This window comes from Xylanibacter rarus (assembly GCF_001275135.1).
In the GTDB taxonomy this organism is placed as follows: domain Bacteria; phylum Bacteroidota; class Bacteroidia; order Bacteroidales; family Bacteroidaceae; genus Prevotella; species Prevotella rara.
This window is the reverse complement of sequence record NZ_LFQU01000004.1, coordinates 85,051-99,874: the sequence shown is the minus strand read 5'-3', so window position 1 is coordinate 99,874 and position 14,824 is coordinate 85,051. Positions and strand designations below refer to the sequence as shown.

Here is a 14,824-nt window from a genome sequence, read left to right as displayed (position 1 = left end):
CCCAAATGTTTCAGTATTTTCAGCCCTTGTCATGGTTAAGTGTTTCCCCCAGGTTTTCCAATATGTGCCATTTCGCATTGCAAAAGACCACATATTGCACGCTAAAAGGCCACCTTTCAGGAGCTAAAAGATGACCTTTTGCAACGCATTGAGCGTCAATGGGTTATGCAATGGTCGGGCTGTAGGCCGCCGTACCTTGTGTGATTGCTGCCAGTATGGCGTTATGTGTTATTGTGCCGTGCCGGCTTCAGACTTGCTGTCGCCTTCGGTCTGCGTGTGCTGCGGCACGCCTATCTCCTTCACCTTCTTCTCAAACTCGTCTCTGCCGCATGTCGCGCCGTTCTTGATGCGTGCGCGGTAGTTGTAGATTGTGTTGACCGAATAGTGGAGAAACTCGGCTATCTTTGAGCTGTCGTCGATGCCGAGGCGTATCAGCGCGAATATCCTTATGTCGGTGTTCAGGCGCGACGTGTCGTCGAGATGTATGCGCTCCTCGGGGCGCAGCAGCTTGTTGAAGTCGTCGACGAAGGTGGGGAAGAGGTGGATGAACGTGGTGTCGAATATGTCGAAGAGCTCCTGCTGCTGGCGGTCTCTGAAGTCGTGCGACTTCATCTTGCTCATCAGTTCCGTGTGCTGCTTGTTCTTCAGCATCGTCAGCACCTCCTTTCTCATCCTCTCCATGTTGTCTATGTATATAGAGCACTGCCTGAGGAACAGGCCGATGTATTTCTCCTTCACCCTGTTCGACTCGTTCAGGCTGCCTATGGCCTTGTGCAGCTGGCGGTCGGTTTCGGTCAGCTGGCGGTTGCTCTCGTCCAGGTTCTCGTTCACCTGCTGCATCTCCTTGTTGAGCTTCATCAGCTGCCTGTTCTTGCGGCTGAGCTCGTCGCGCGTCAGCTTCAGCTTGCCGCGCTGTTTGTTGACATATATGAGCAGCACAAGCACCGACACGGCAAAGAGGCTTATCACGAGCACCATGATTACGAGGCGCTCCTTCTGCTTCTGCATTATGGTCTGATAGCTGCTGTCTATGGATGTGAGCACGGGCGAAATCTGGTTGCTTCTCACCCTCGTGCCGAACTTCTCGGCGCAGTTCCAGGCAAAGTTTATGTATTTATACGACCGTGCCATGTCGCCCGTCGTGTTCAGATAGTTGGCCAGTTCCCACAGCGCGCCCTGGTCCATCACGGCGTTGCGTATGTCGCCCAGCGCCGACATTGCCAGCCAGTAGGTCCAGTTGTCGGTGTCGTTCATCCTCTTGTAGTCGAGAAAGCGGTAGTAGGCAATTATCGAGAACTCGTGCGACTGTCGGTCTACGCCCTTCATCCTCATGTCGTTGTAGCGCAGCGCGCCGGCCGGGTCGTTGCTGTTGTACCGCTCAATCTCCATCAGCTGCAGATACATGTCGCTGTTTTTGTCGGCCAGTGCCGCCAGCGAGTCGGCATACATCCTTTCCAGCCGGCCATAGTTTTCCTTCAGTCTGCCTATCTTTGTGTAGAATCCCAGCTCCTTGTAGAGATGGTTGCGCGCGGCGTAATATGCCAGCCTGCCTTCGCGGTTTAGCTCTCCGGTGTTGATTGAGGCCAGCAGCTCGTCCGACTCCATATACATTCCGGCCGTTGAACACTGAAAGGCCCTCAGCGCCGTGCAGTGGTTGGCGCTCATCATGTCGCCCTGGCTGCGCGCCATCCGTTCGGCCCTGCCGAGCCATGCTATGGCCGAGTCGTTCACGAAAGCCTTGTATTCCCTGTATATTCTGAATGCTGCCGCATATCGCGCGGCATATCCGCGGCTCTTGTCAAACTGCCGCTTGAGGCCTGCAATGCGTGCCTCGCGCTTGGATAAATAAACAGATGCATTGGCGATGGCCTCGTCAATGCATCTGTAAACCGAGTCCGTGCGTGCGGCATCAGCTGACGCCACCACCGGAACAAGCCATATAATAAGTAAAAATATGTTTCTCATCGCTGTCTTATGCTTAGCCGGAACATGCCTCCGCGGCCTTTGTAAGGTTCTGTGAGACATAGGTTTATCTCTTCCTGCAAAGATAAGACAATATTGCGAACACACAAAATTTACGGCCCGTGTTTTTTTTTTTAGCCGTTATTGTCACGCTCTGCAGCGAGCGGCTGTCGTGGCCTGCCATGATATGAAACTCGCCCGGCTCGAACACCTTGCGGCCTTCGGCGTCGTAGAACGACAGGTCGTCTTCGGTTATGTCGAACTCAACGGTGCGGCTCTCGCCCTTCTTCAGGTGTATGCGGCTGAAGCCTTTCAGTTCCTTTACGGGGCGGCTGATAGATGCCACGGGGTCGCGCACATAGAGCTGCACCACCTCGTCGGCGTCATAGTTGCCCGTGTTGCTCACCGTCACCGCTGCCTTAAAGTTGCGTCCGCTGCCCGTAACGCTCAGTTTGCCGTAGCTGAAGCTCGTGTAGCTCAGGCCGTAGCCGAAGGGGTAGAGCGGGTCGTTCACCTCGTCGAGATAGTTGCTGGCATACTTGCGGAACTCTTTTGTGCCTTCGGGCACGGGGCGTCCCGTGTTGAGATGGTTGTAATAGATTGGTATCTGGCCCTCGTTGCGCGGGAAAGTCATGGTCAGACGGCCGCTCGGAGCCACGTCGCCGAACACCACGTCGCATATAGCGTCGGCTGCCTCGCTGCCTCCGAACCATACGTTCAGTATCGCGTCCACATTATTTTGCTCCCATGTAAGCACCGTCGGACGACCAGAGAAGTTGAGCATCACCACCGGTTTGCCCATCTTTACAAGCTCGGCGAGCAGCTCGCGCTGAACGTCGGGCAGCACAAGACTCGTGCGGCTCGAGCATTCGCCCGACATGTCGGCACTCTCGCCCATGGCACACACTATCACATCGGCCTTGCGTGCCGCCTCGAGAGCCTCTGCCTTGAGCTGTGCGTCGTCGCCTCTCGTTATGTTCTTGCCGAACTCTGCCGCGCGCTGACGTGCCGAGTCGGCCATCAGGTTGCATCCCTGCGCATACAGAAGTTCAGCCTTTCCGGCCAGCGCGCGCTCCATTCCTTCCTTCAGCGTCGGGTATTTGTCTGGAGTGTAGGCCACGCACCATGTGCCGGCCAAGTTGGCGCGGGTGTCTGCCAGCGGGCCTATCAGCGCTATCTTGCCCTGCTTCTTCAACGGCAGCAAAGACTTGTCGTTCTTCAGCAGCACAAATGTCTCGGCAGCAATGCGCCTTGCCTCGGCGCGGTTTTCTGCCGTGAAGATGTCGCGCTTGCGTCTTTTCGTGTCGCAGTATTTATACGGATTGGCAAAGAGTCCCAGCTTATATTTAGCCTCGAGCACCCTGCGGCATGCCTTGTTGATGGCCTCCTCGCTCACCGTTCCGTCCTTTACCGACTGCTCCAGCGTGCCGATGAATCCCATGGAGCACATGTCCATGTCGGTGCCGGCATTGAGGGCGGCTGCCGAACAGTCTTTCAGCGAACCGCCAACGCCGTGGCTCAGCATCTCGCCAATAGAGCCGTAGTCGGTAACAACGAAGCCGTCGAACTTCCACTGCTTGCGCAGCACATCCTCAAGAAGCCACTTGTTGGCCGTTGCCGGCACATAGTCAACCAGGTTGAACGATGTCATCACGCTGCCCGTTCCAGCCTTTACGGCGGCGCGGTAAGGCTCGAGATACTGGTTATACATGCGCAGACGGCTCATGTCAACGGTGTTATAGTCGCGTCCCGCCTCAACGGCGCCATACAGGGCGAAGTGCTTCAGGCACGCCATAACGTTGGCGTTGCTGCTGTAGTCGCCCTGATATCCGCGAATCATGGCCTCGGCTATGCGTGAGCCGAGATAGGGATCTTCGCCGTTTCCCTCAGATATGCGGCCCCAGCGGGCGTCTATGCAGATGTCTACCATAGGGCTGAACACCCAGTTGATGCCGTCGGCCGTGGCCTCCTTTGCGGCTATTTGGGCAGCACGCTCTATGGCGTTGAGGTCCCAGCTGCATGAAAGCGCGAACGGAATGGGAAATATCGTCTCGTATCCGTGTATCACATCCATGCCCACAAGCAGCGGAATGCCCAGCCGGCTCTTCTCAACGGCCAGCTTCTGCAGTGCTTTTATCTTGTCGACGCCCTTCAGGTTGAACACGCCTCCAATCTCTCCGGCCTTTATCTTGCCGCTTACTTCAGAGTCCTGGGCCTGTCCTGTGGTTATGTCGCCTGCCACCTGAAGGTTAAGCTGACCAATCTTCTCGTGCAGAGTCATGCGCGACATGAGGCCGTCAACAAACTTATCCATCTCCTGGTTCTGCGCGCTCACCGCCCCGGTCAGCAGCAGTGCAGCCGCAGTTGTCAGTATTTTGCTTATTTTCATCATATGATTTATGTCTTTAGATGTCAATGACTATTTCAGAGTAAACGCCACTTTGCTCACAATATTGTCTGAAGCGTTGCCCACGAGAGCCTCAAAATGTCCAGGCTCTGCGGTCCAGCTGGCAGCCTTGTCGTCGTAGAAGCTGAGGGCGTCTTTGCCTATTGTTATGGTTACTTCCTTGGTTTCGCCCGGCTGGAGATAAACTTTCCTGAATCCTTTAAGCTCCTTGTAGGGGCGCGGAAGCGACGACTCGCAGTCGTGAATGTAGAGCTGCACCGTCTCAGAGCCTGCCACCTTGCCCGTGTTGGTGACGCTGACGGTGAACGAAAGGCTGTCGGCTGTGGTGATGCTTGCGGCACTTGCCTTTGCCTTGCCTATTCTGAAGCTCGTGTAGCTCTCGCCGTGTCCGAAGGCAAAGAGCGGCTTTGTCTTCTCCTTGTCAGCCCAGCGGTAGCCCACAAAGATGCCTTCCTTATACTCTTCGTCAATGATTTTCTTGTCGGCGCGCCATGTTCCGGGATATGTGTTGAGCTTGTGCGCACCCACATCGTTGAGCGATGCCGGCCATGTGAATGGCAGTTTGCCCGACGGGTTGGTGCGTCCTGTCAGCACGTCGGCAAGAGCATGGCCTGCCGTTGAGCCGAGGAACCAGCCCTGAACTATTGCGGGCACCGAGCTCTTCCACGGCATTGCCACGGCGTTGCCCGATATGTTGACGAATATCAGACGCCTGTTGGCCTTGGCAAGAGCCTCCACCACCTTGTCCTGATCATAGGGCAGGGAGTAAGACTTGCGGTCGTGACCCTCGGCATCCTGGTAGTCGCTCTTGTTGAGTCCGCCGAAGAACACCACGTAGTCGGCCTTGCGCGCCTTGTCTACGGCTTCGGCTATAAGCTCTTCGGGCGAGCGGCTGTCAGCAAGTTGCTGTCCTGTGGTTACGCCGTTGTACTCGCCTGTGATGTCGCCTACATATCCGCGGGCATAGTCAACCTCGATGTTCATGCCTTCGAGACAAGCCTTCAGACCGTCGAGAGGCAGTTCCTCATGCTGCGCCTTGAGCGAAGAGCTGCCGCCGCCTACGGTCATCATCTTGATGGCATTCTCGCCGACGACGAGCACGCGGCGTGCCTTCAGCGTGTCGATGGGCAGCACGCGGCCCTTGTTCTGCAGCAGGACGATGCCTTCGGCGGCTATTTTGCGTGCGGCGTCGTAGTGAGCTTCAGAGCAGAGCGAGCCAAACTGGCGGTTGCGGTTCATGTTTGTGCGGAAGAAAAGGCGCAGCACACGTTTGACCTTGTCGTTGAGTTCCTTCTCCGTGTAGGTGCCGTCCTGTATCAGTTTGCGGTAAGGCGAAGCCAGATAATAGTTGTCGTAGGCATCTGAAGTGCCGAAGGCAAGGCCGTCGGTCCATGTGCCGAACTCCATGTCGAGTCCGTTCTCAACAGCCTGACGGGTGTCGTGTGCGCCGCCCCAGTCGGATACCACCACGCCGTCGAAGCGCCACTGGCCCTTCAGTATGTCGTTGAGCAGCCACTGGTTGTGGCAGTTGTGCTGATTCTTGTACATGTTGTAGGCACCCATTATGCCCCATACTCCGGCCTCGGTTACGGCAGCCTTGAAGGCAGGAAGATAAATTTCGTGGAGCGCACGGTCGTCAACTATGACGTTTACCTGATGCCGGTATTCCTCATCGTTGTTGAGAGCGAAGTGCTTAACGCAGGCTGCCACGCCCTTTGACTGCATGCCCTGGATGTAGGGCACCACCATGCGTGAGGCAAGGTAGGGGTCTTCGCCCATGTATTCAAAGTTGCGTCCGCCCAGCGGAGTGCGGTAGATGTTGACGCCGGGGCCAAGAATCATGTCCTTGCGGCGATAGAGAGCCTCCTCGCCGAGGCTTTCGCCGTAGAGGCGGCTTATGGCAGGATTCCATGTGGCGGCAAGGCACGTTAGCGCCGGAAATGCCACACACGAGTCGTTGGTCTGGCCTGCCTGCTCCCATTTGTCCCACAGCACGTCGGGGCGCACGCCGTGAGGGCCGTCGTCGGTCCAGAACTCCGGTATGCCCAGACGTTTTACTCCGGGCGAGCTGAACTTGCTCTGAGCGTGGATTACGGCAATCTTCTCGTCGAGCGTCATGCGCTTCAGGGCGTCTTCCACTCTCTCTTCAATGGGTTTGGTCTCATCGAGATACACCGGCATGCCCTGTGCGGCGGCGCTCATTGAGCATACGCCTAGGAGCAGGGCCGGTATGGATTTAATAAAGATTTTCATGTTATGTAAGTGTTTTTAGTTTCATTATGTGATATGTGTGAGGGCTACTTCTGGAACACGCGCACGTAGTCGACCTTCATGGTCGCCGGCAGTGCGCTGTCGTCGGTGCCCTTGTATCCGCCCCAGTCGCCTCCCCACGCAAGGTTGAGGATGATGTAGAAGGGCTTGTCGAAGGGCCATGCCTCAACGCCTGAGCCGTCGTTGGCATAGTCGAGAATCATCTTTCCGTCGACATAAAACTTCAGATGGTCGGGCGTCCACTCGCAGGCATACACGTGGAACTCGTCTTCGGCGTCGGCAACGTGCAGCGTCGCATGCTCTATGGCAGTGCCCGTGTTGTTGTATTTCTGGCAGTGTATGGTCGACGACACGTCGCCCGGGTCGGCTCCCACTTCCTCCATGATGTCTATCTCGCCGCAGCGCGGCCACGGGTTTGTGGCGAAGTCGTTGCCCGCAGGCATCATCCAGAAGGCAGGCCACGTGCCCTTGCCCTTGGGAAGCTTTATGCGTGCCTCAAACCATCCGTACTTCCAGCCTGTCGACACGTTGGCATATACTCGTCCTGAGTATATCGCAGAGCCGGCCTTGAAGCAGTTGATGCTGAGCTTTCCATCGGCAATCTCTGTTACGCGGCGGCCTGCAGCCTGTCCGTCCACATAGGTCTGCAGCTCGTTGTTTACCCATCCCGGGCCCTGCTCCTCGTGAGTCCACCATGCGGTGTTGAGCGTTGTGCCTTGGTCAAACTCGTCGTTCCACACCAGGCGGTAGCCTTCGGGCACGCTGATGTTGTTGTCGGGCGCCGACTCCTGCACTACGCTTATCTGCTGAGAACCTTCGGATGAGGCTACGGTAACGATGCCCGAGCGCGACTTCAGTTCGTTGCTCGGCTCCACTTCTATGCTCACCGCTCCTGCCGCGGCTGTGGCCTTTATCCATGCCACGTCGGCAGATGCCGTGAAGTTGCCGTTCGAACTCACCCCGACGCTGAACGTTCCGCCGGCAGAAGGGGCATAGACCGAAGTTTCGGCAACGCCTATCGTGGCGGTCTGACTTACTTTCACAGTGTCGCGCACAGTGCCCGAGCGCACCACCACCATGCCCGAGCGTGCCTCCGTGCCCTTGTTGGCGCTGACGCTGAGCTTTATGGTTCCCTTGTCAGCCGTGGTGCCGTCGAGGCTGATGCCCATCCATGTGTCGGGCGTGTAGGCTGTCCATCCCTTGCCGGTAGACGTTACGTCTATGCTGAATGTTCCTCCGGCTGCGCCTGCCGTTATCTCTTCGGGCGAGCACTTTACCGATATGCCTGCCTCAGCCTGACCGTCGTCGTCGCTGTTGCTGCAGCTCGACGACGTGAGGGCAAACACGGAAAATATTGTAACAAAAATATATTTCTTCATATCCATGATGATGTCTTTCTTTCGCATTTACAGCCCTGTGCCGCATTGGTTTCGCACGGCTGCGTAACGCCTTGACCCTCAATGCGTTGCAAAAGGTGCCCTTTTAGCTTCCAAAAGACGGCCTTTTAGCCTGTAAAAGGTGGCCTTTTGGAACCTCATTTGCGGTCTTTTGCAAATAAAGCTGCCGCAGACGCTCCCCAAGCTCCCCGCAGGCGTGCCTTGCGTGGGTGCTGTGCGGCCTTTACGGCGGTGTGGGATATGTCTGCGACAAGCATCGAAAGGTAAAAAAATAATTTAGAAACGAGTAAAAGAAAAGTCCCGGCGGGCAAGAGCCATGGGCCCTTTCCGCCGGAATATGAAAAAGATTATTCTATTGTTTTCTGCAGAACTATCTTGCTTATAGATGCCGTCAGACCAGCCGGATTGCCTCCGTAGTCGACCACGAGAGTCAGTTTGTCGGCGGCACCTGTAGCCATAACGCTTGCCGGAACCTTCAGCGTGTAGTCGGCATCGGCGTCGAGGTCAACCTTCTTCATGAACAGATAGTTGTCGTCTGATGCGCTGTCGGTCAGCTTCACCGTAACGCCCTTTGTCGCGGCAGATGCGTGCAGCGTGCAGCAGAAGTCGTATTTTACGCCTGCCTCGGCCGGGATGTCAGTGTGGAGCTTCACCTGTGCCTGCCACTGCTCAAATGTAGCCTCGGGCAGAACCACCGTGTATGTGCCGTTGCTGGCGGTGAATGCCGGGTCGGCTATCTGGCTCCATCCCGGTGCATAGTAGAATTCTGTGGTGAATGCGCCGTTGTCATCAACCGGTTTCCATAGGTTCGTCTCAGCGTCGTAGTCATATACGGTGTCGTCGGTGTCAACCTCCGGCAGCACGGTTCCGTCATCGTTGGCATGGTCTTTCAGCACGAGGCTCTCAATGTTGATGCTCGTGTTGGCAGCGTTTCCGCCGAAGTCGAACACAAGTTTCAGCTTGCTGATGTCGAGTCCCGCCATGTCGCTCTTCCAGAAACATTTAGGCTCACCGGCCTTCAGCTCGACTTCCTCGGCAAAGTAGAACACGTTGTCGTCGCTTGCGTCAACAAGTTTCACCATGACAGCAGGATGATCGGTGCTTGAAGTCAGTATTACAGAGAAGTCGTATGTCTTGTCTGCCGATGTGGACATGTCTGTTTCGAGGAACATCTGAGCCTGCCATCTCTCTGAAGTGGCTGAAGGCAGAGTTATGCTATAGTCATAACCGTTCTTGACACATGTCGGGTCGGCAGCCTGAGCCCATCCCGGAGCATAATAGAACGACGGATCGCCGATGTTGGCCTTGCGCCACATGTTGAACTCGCTGTCCTCCTTGAATCCGCCAAATCCGCTTATTCGTGTCTTGTCAATGTGGAATGTGCGTGTTATCTGGCCGTCGCTCATGCCGTTGCGGTTTCTTATCTGCAGCGCAACAGTGTAGTCGCCTGCCTTGCGGTAGAACTGAGAGTCAACCGTTGCGGTAGAGTATTTAGTTCCGTCTATAATCCATACAGGTGTCACGCCGGGCTGCTCGTCGAATGAGAACACGGCATAGTTGGTCTCCTGATTAACCGTTACGTGTACAAACTCCTCATACGCTGCTGCGTCGGGCAGTCCGTTGGGGTCGGCACCCTCAAAGCTTTCGGGCGAGCATGAGCCGAGAGTGAGGCCCAGCAGCATCAGCGCGCTCCCAAATATTTTATATGTCTTGTTCATAGCTTTCATCTTTTTTTAATAATCGTTTTGTTTAAGGTTCGGGTCTGACGACATCTCAGTGTCAGGTATCGGCAGATATTTCTTGCTCTCAGACCATGTGTTTGTGCGGTAGCCATACTCATCTGGAACGAGCACCTGAGGTGCCTTGCCTGTGCGTACGAGGTCCCAGTAGCGTTTGCCTTCGCCCACGAACTCGAGCTGGCGCTCTCTTATTATTATGTCTTCGCTCACACTTTCAAGTGTGGCTATGTGCGCTCTCTGTCTTACCAGGTTGACATATCTCAGCGCTTCAGCCTGGTCACCGCCCGTCTTCAGTATCAGTTCGGCAGCGTTGAGCAGACATTCAGCATAGCGGTAAACTCTCAGGTTGTTGTTAAAGTTGAGGTCGGCATCGGCCTTCTGTCCTGCGTTGCCGTCGGGTGTGGCAATATATTTAGCCAGGAAGAAGCCCGTGTCCTGATAGCGTTTGTTATATTCGCCGTTGGCAGCGGCGTTGAAGCATGTTGCGTCGCGGCGTGTGTCGTTGCCTGCATAGCGCTCGTAGGTCTCTGTGCGCACCGGACAGAATCCCCATCCGCCTGCCACTCCGGCTGTGCCGTCAACCCATTGGTTGGGGCTTATCAGTCTTGGCAGCACCGTACCGCCCGAAGCCAGCGGGTTGCTGTATGAGCGAACGGCATTCTCCGACTTATAGTTGATTTCCCATATCGACTCCTGGCACCATTCGCCCGACTCCTTCCAAAGGGCTGCATAGTCAGGATTCAGGTCGTAGAGTCCGCTGCTTATTATGTCTCTCATATACTGCAGGGCCTGTCCGTATCTGCTCTCGTCGTTCTGATACATCACCATCTCGGTGTAGAGCATGTATCCCATAGCCTGTGTTACGCGGCCAAGCTCGCTCTCGTCTGCCTTCATCGGCAGCAGGTTTTTGTCGAGTACGTCCTTCAGGTCGGTTATCACGTTTTCGTAAACCTCGTCGGCCTTCAGCTGCGGAGCCGTGTATGGCATTGCCTCAAGATTGTCCGTGAAGAAAGGAATGTTGCCCCAGAACTTCCAGAGGTTATTATAATAGTAGGCTCTCAGCACGCGTGCTTCTGCCGAAGCCTTGTCGATGAAGTCCTGGCTCAGCTCGTCGCGCGAGTCGTTGATATAGCTCAGCACGTCGTTGGCGCGCTTGACGCCTGAATATTCGTCGGTCCACAAGCCTGCGGGAGTCTGGTTTGGCAGCGCCTCAAAGTTCATCATGAGGTGCCAGAACTGGTTGTCGGTCTTGCTCGAGCCGCCCACCCAGATGTCGTCGGCCATGATGTCGCTCATCAGGTTGATTGGGCAATAGTAGCCGTTGCCCCAGTCGGGCCACTGCAGAGGATTGTATGCAGCCACCAGAGCCTCCTCAACGTGCTCCTGTGTGTTGAAGTATTCACCCACTGTGTCGGTAGGAGGTGTCAGGTCAAGAAAGTCGTCGCTACATCCTGACAGGGTGAACACTGAAAGCATTCCGAATGCAAACAATATTTTAGATTTCATGATATGTCGTTTTTTCGTTTATTTAAAGATTTATTAGTCAGTATCTTTATCAGAAGCTCAGGTTAAGACCTACGGTGAATACGCGTGCCTGCGGATATACGCCATAGTCAACTCCGAGAGATGTTCCGCTTGATGCAACCTCAGGGTCGAAGCCCCAGTATTTTGTAAACGTTATCAGGTTCTCGGCTGCGACATACACGCGCAGCTTCTCGATGAATGCCTTTCGTGTGAGGCTTTGCGGCAGAGTGTAGCCCAGCTGTATGTTCTTCAGACGGAAGTAAGAGGCGTCATGAACATAGAGGTCTGATGAAACCCAGTTTACGTTGTCGCCGAGGATGAACATAGGATACTTGTTTGATGTGCCAGGACCTGTCCAGCGGCTCAGCATCCATGAAGGAAGGTTAGATGCGGCGATGTCCACACGTCGTGTAGCGTCGAACACGTCGGCGCCTGCAACGCCCTGCCACATCATGCTGAAGTCGAATCCGCGCCACTCAGCGTTGAGGCTTATACCGAATGTCCAGTCGGGCATTCCCTTTCCGATCTTGGTCTGGTCGTTGGCAGTGATGGCTCCGTCGCCGTCAATGTCGACAAATCTTACGTATCCGGGTTTGGCATCCGGCTGTATGAGCTCGCCTCTGTCGTTGACATAAGAGTTGACTTCCTCCTGTGTCTGGAATATTCCTGCGGTCTTGTAGCCGTAGAAGAACGGGAACGGCTGTCCGTTCTCACCGCGTGTTATCGTGCCTGCTGTCTGGAAACTGTCGTAGTTGGCAAAGCCGGTGTCGTTGCCGAGCTTTATCAGTTTGTTCTTAAGATAAGAGGCGTTGCCCTTCAGACTGAAGTGAGCGTCGGCAACATTGAACTTGTATCCTGCCTCAAACTCAACTCCGCTGTTCTCCATGTCGCCCACGTTTCCGTAAGGTTTGTTCTCGCCGACGTATGAAGGTATAGAGAGAGTCATGAGCATTCCGTTGGTCTTTTTCTTGTAATAGTCTACCGTGAAGGTAAGGGCGTTGTTGAAGAAGCCGAAGTCGAGACCGATGTCAGTCTGCTCTGATTCCTCCCATTTCAGGTCAGGGTTAGGAATGATGCTTGCCTTTATACCGTTGGTTACGGCCTCGTCGCGTCCGAAGATGTAGTTGTTGTTGACAGATGTTAGCGACAGATACTGGAAGTTACCGATGTTGTCGTTACCGTTCTTACCCCAGCTTACGCGCACCTTGAGGTTAGACAGCCAGTCGGGACGGTTCTGCATGAAAGGTTCGTTGGTTACGTTCCATCCGAGAGAGAACGACGGGAATGTGGCGTATCTGTTGTTGGCGCCGAAGCGTGAGCTGCCGTCGCGGCGTACAGTGGCCTGCACCATGTAGCGCTCAGCGTAGTTGTAGCTCAGTCGGGCAAACATAGATGCCATTGTGTAAGGCTCTGCATATCCGCCGTAGACGGTCTGGTCGCCGTTTTCGGCAAGTCCGTTGGCATAGTCGATGTAAGGCTTGTTGATGTCAATGAGGTAGTTGCGGCTTCCTCCGAGAGTCCAGCCTGTGTTCTTGAGCGCACTCTGTCCGAGCACGACGTTGAATGTGTGGTCGCCTATTGTCTTGTCGTATGTCAGCACGTTTTCAATCTGCCATACCGTGCCGCGGTCGCTTTCAGACGATGCTTTAGAGAATTCGCTGAACTGGTTGGCGCGGAGATAGTAGACCGGAGTATATGACTCGTTGCCCCAGAACGACATGTCGGCGCTGTAAGAGGTGCGGAATTTCAGTCCGTCCCATATCTGCAGCTCGCCTATGAAGTTGGCAACAAACTTATGCGACCAGTTGGCTGCGCCCGGCAGAGAGAGGTTCTGCAGCGGGTTGGTCATCTCGTTATAGTCAGGACCGGCAAGAGTATAGAGGTTGCCGTTCTTGTCATACATGGGCACATAGCCTGCCGTTCCGGCATATTTGTCGTTCTGTGCGTCGGCAGCCTCGCCTGTAAGGGTAGGCGTGAGGATAGGCGACATGGCCAGGGCGCTGCCCAGCGGCGAGCCCCACTGCGAGTTGGCGTCGATGCTCTTGCTCTTAACGCGGGCATAAGAGAGGTTGACCGTGATGTCGAGCTTGTTGAGCCAGTTGCGCGTCTTGCTCTCGTCGAAGAGAGTATATTTGGTGTTGCTGCGCAGGGTCAGACGGTTATAGTTAGAGCGGTCGTAGTCGCCGCCGATGATACCTTCCTGTGTGTAGTATCCGAGAGAGAGGTAGTAGTTGAGCTTTTCAGAAGCACCGCTCACCGTGAGTTCGTGGTTTGACACGGGCGCATTGTCGTTGAAGAGCTCTTCCTGCCAGTCTGTTCCTTCGCCGTAAGAGTAAGGATCGCTGTAGAGAGGAGCCTGTCCAGAGTTGATGCGTCCTTCGTTCATCATTATGGCATAGTCGGTTGCGTTGAGCACGTCGCGCTTTCTCCACGGGTTCTGCCATCCGTAAGAGAAGTTGTAGTTGACGCGTGTCTTGCCTATCTTGCCGCTCTTGGTCGTGACGAGAATAACACCATTGGCAGCACGCGCACCATATATTGCGCCCGAAGCTGCGTCCTTGAGCACCTCGATGCTCTCGATGTCGCTCGGGTTGAGGTAGTCGAGTCCGCCGGTGATAGGCATTCCGTCTACTATGTAGAGCGGGTCAGAGTTGTTGATGGTACCGATACCGCGCACACGTATCTGCGCTGCGGCTCCCGGCTGACCTGAAGACGACGTTACGGTAACGCCGGCAGCGAGTCCCTTCAGGGCGTTGTCCATGCGCACGGGTGCCGTGGCAGCCAGGTCGTCGGCCGAAACCTTGGCTATTGATGCCGTCACGACGCTCTTCTTCTGTACGCCGTAACCCACTACGACAACCTCGCTGAGCAGCTCGTTGTCCTCGTGCATCACGATGCGCATGTCGGCTTCGGCCTTTGTCTCTACGGTCTTGTAGCCGATGTACGACACGGTTATCATGCTGCCTTCAGGCACCTGCTGCAGCTTAAACACTCCGTTTAGGTCGGACACTGCACCCTTTGTTTCGCCTTTAAGGAATACAGATGCTCCGATAATCGGCTCACCGTTTGTGTCAACGATGGTTCCCGAGCAGTCTATCTTCTGCGCGGCAGCCGTCATTGAGAACAATGTGGCCAATAAGATTAGCATAAGAAATCTACACGTTTTCATAAAATTATTAGTTTTATAAAGATTATGTTTATTCACGGTTTTTTGCGGTTTGCAATAGTTTCGGCGCAAAAGTATTAAAAAAAGTTTCGCATGTAAAGCCTGCAAATACAAGAAGTGGACGAAAGTGAACGCCGGATTTCGCTATAATGCATTATATCAGACGGTTACGTCCGCAACCGTTTGCAGAAAAAGTGGATTGATAATAATTGTAAAAATCACATTAATATCATAAAAATGACCTGTTTTCGGGCTTAAAAGTGTCTAAATGTAACGTCAGTGGCATTAAATTTCCGTGTTTCGGGGCATATTTTTACAAAGTGTAACCAATATTTGTTAAAACCATTTTATACCTTCT

7 protein-coding genes are annotated in these 14,824 nt (G+C 54.6%); all 7 read right to left on the bottom strand.

All coding sequences use genetic code 11. The features are described 5' to 3' along the window. Positions 1-228: 228 nt before the first annotated feature. The 7 genes from ACU52_RS03800 to ACU52_RS03770 all read right to left on the bottom strand — a co-directional run bounded on the left by ACU52_RS03800 (position 229) and on the right by ACU52_RS03770 (position 14,469). Positions 229-1,965 (bottom strand): Npt1/Npt2 family nucleotide transporter, encoded by a 1,737-nt coding sequence (locus ACU52_RS03800; protein WP_053397818.1) that lies wholly within the window; start codon positions 1,963-1,965, stop codon positions 229-231. A gap of 64 nt (positions 1,966-2,029) precedes the next feature. Further along, positions 2,030-4,351 (bottom strand): beta-glucosidase BglX, encoded by a 2,322-nt coding sequence (bglX, locus tag ACU52_RS03795; RefSeq protein WP_082335157.1) that lies wholly within the window; start codon positions 4,349-4,351, stop codon positions 2,030-2,032. A 30-nt stretch (positions 4,352-4,381) separates the two neighbouring features. Then, complete coding sequence (locus ACU52_RS03790) at positions 4,382-6,622, bottom strand: glycoside hydrolase family 3 C-terminal domain-containing protein (protein ID WP_053397817.1); 2,241 nt, start codon at positions 6,620-6,622, stop codon at positions 4,382-4,384. Between the two features lie 44 nt (positions 6,623-6,666). Further along, positions 6,667-8,019, bottom strand: a complete 1,353-nt coding sequence (locus ACU52_RS03785; protein WP_053397854.1) for a family 16 glycosylhydrolase — start codon at positions 8,017-8,019, stop codon at positions 6,667-6,669. Positions 8,020-8,384: 365 nt separating this feature from the next. After that, complete coding sequence (locus tag ACU52_RS03780) at positions 8,385-9,755, bottom strand: hypothetical protein (protein ID WP_239684863.1); 1,371 nt, start codon at positions 9,753-9,755, stop codon at positions 8,385-8,387. Positions 9,756-9,770: 15 nt separating this feature from the next. Continuing rightward, positions 9,771-11,282, bottom strand: a complete 1,512-nt coding sequence (locus tag ACU52_RS03775; RefSeq protein ID WP_053397816.1) for a RagB/SusD family nutrient uptake outer membrane protein — start codon at positions 11,280-11,282, stop codon at positions 9,771-9,773. A 49-nt stretch (positions 11,283-11,331) separates the two neighbouring features. Continuing rightward, positions 11,332-14,469, bottom strand: coding sequence for a SusC/RagA family TonB-linked outer membrane protein (locus tag ACU52_RS03770; RefSeq protein ID WP_053397815.1), 3,138 nt, complete (start codon positions 14,467-14,469; stop codon positions 11,332-11,334). Between the last annotated feature and the right edge of the window lie 355 nt (positions 14,470-14,824).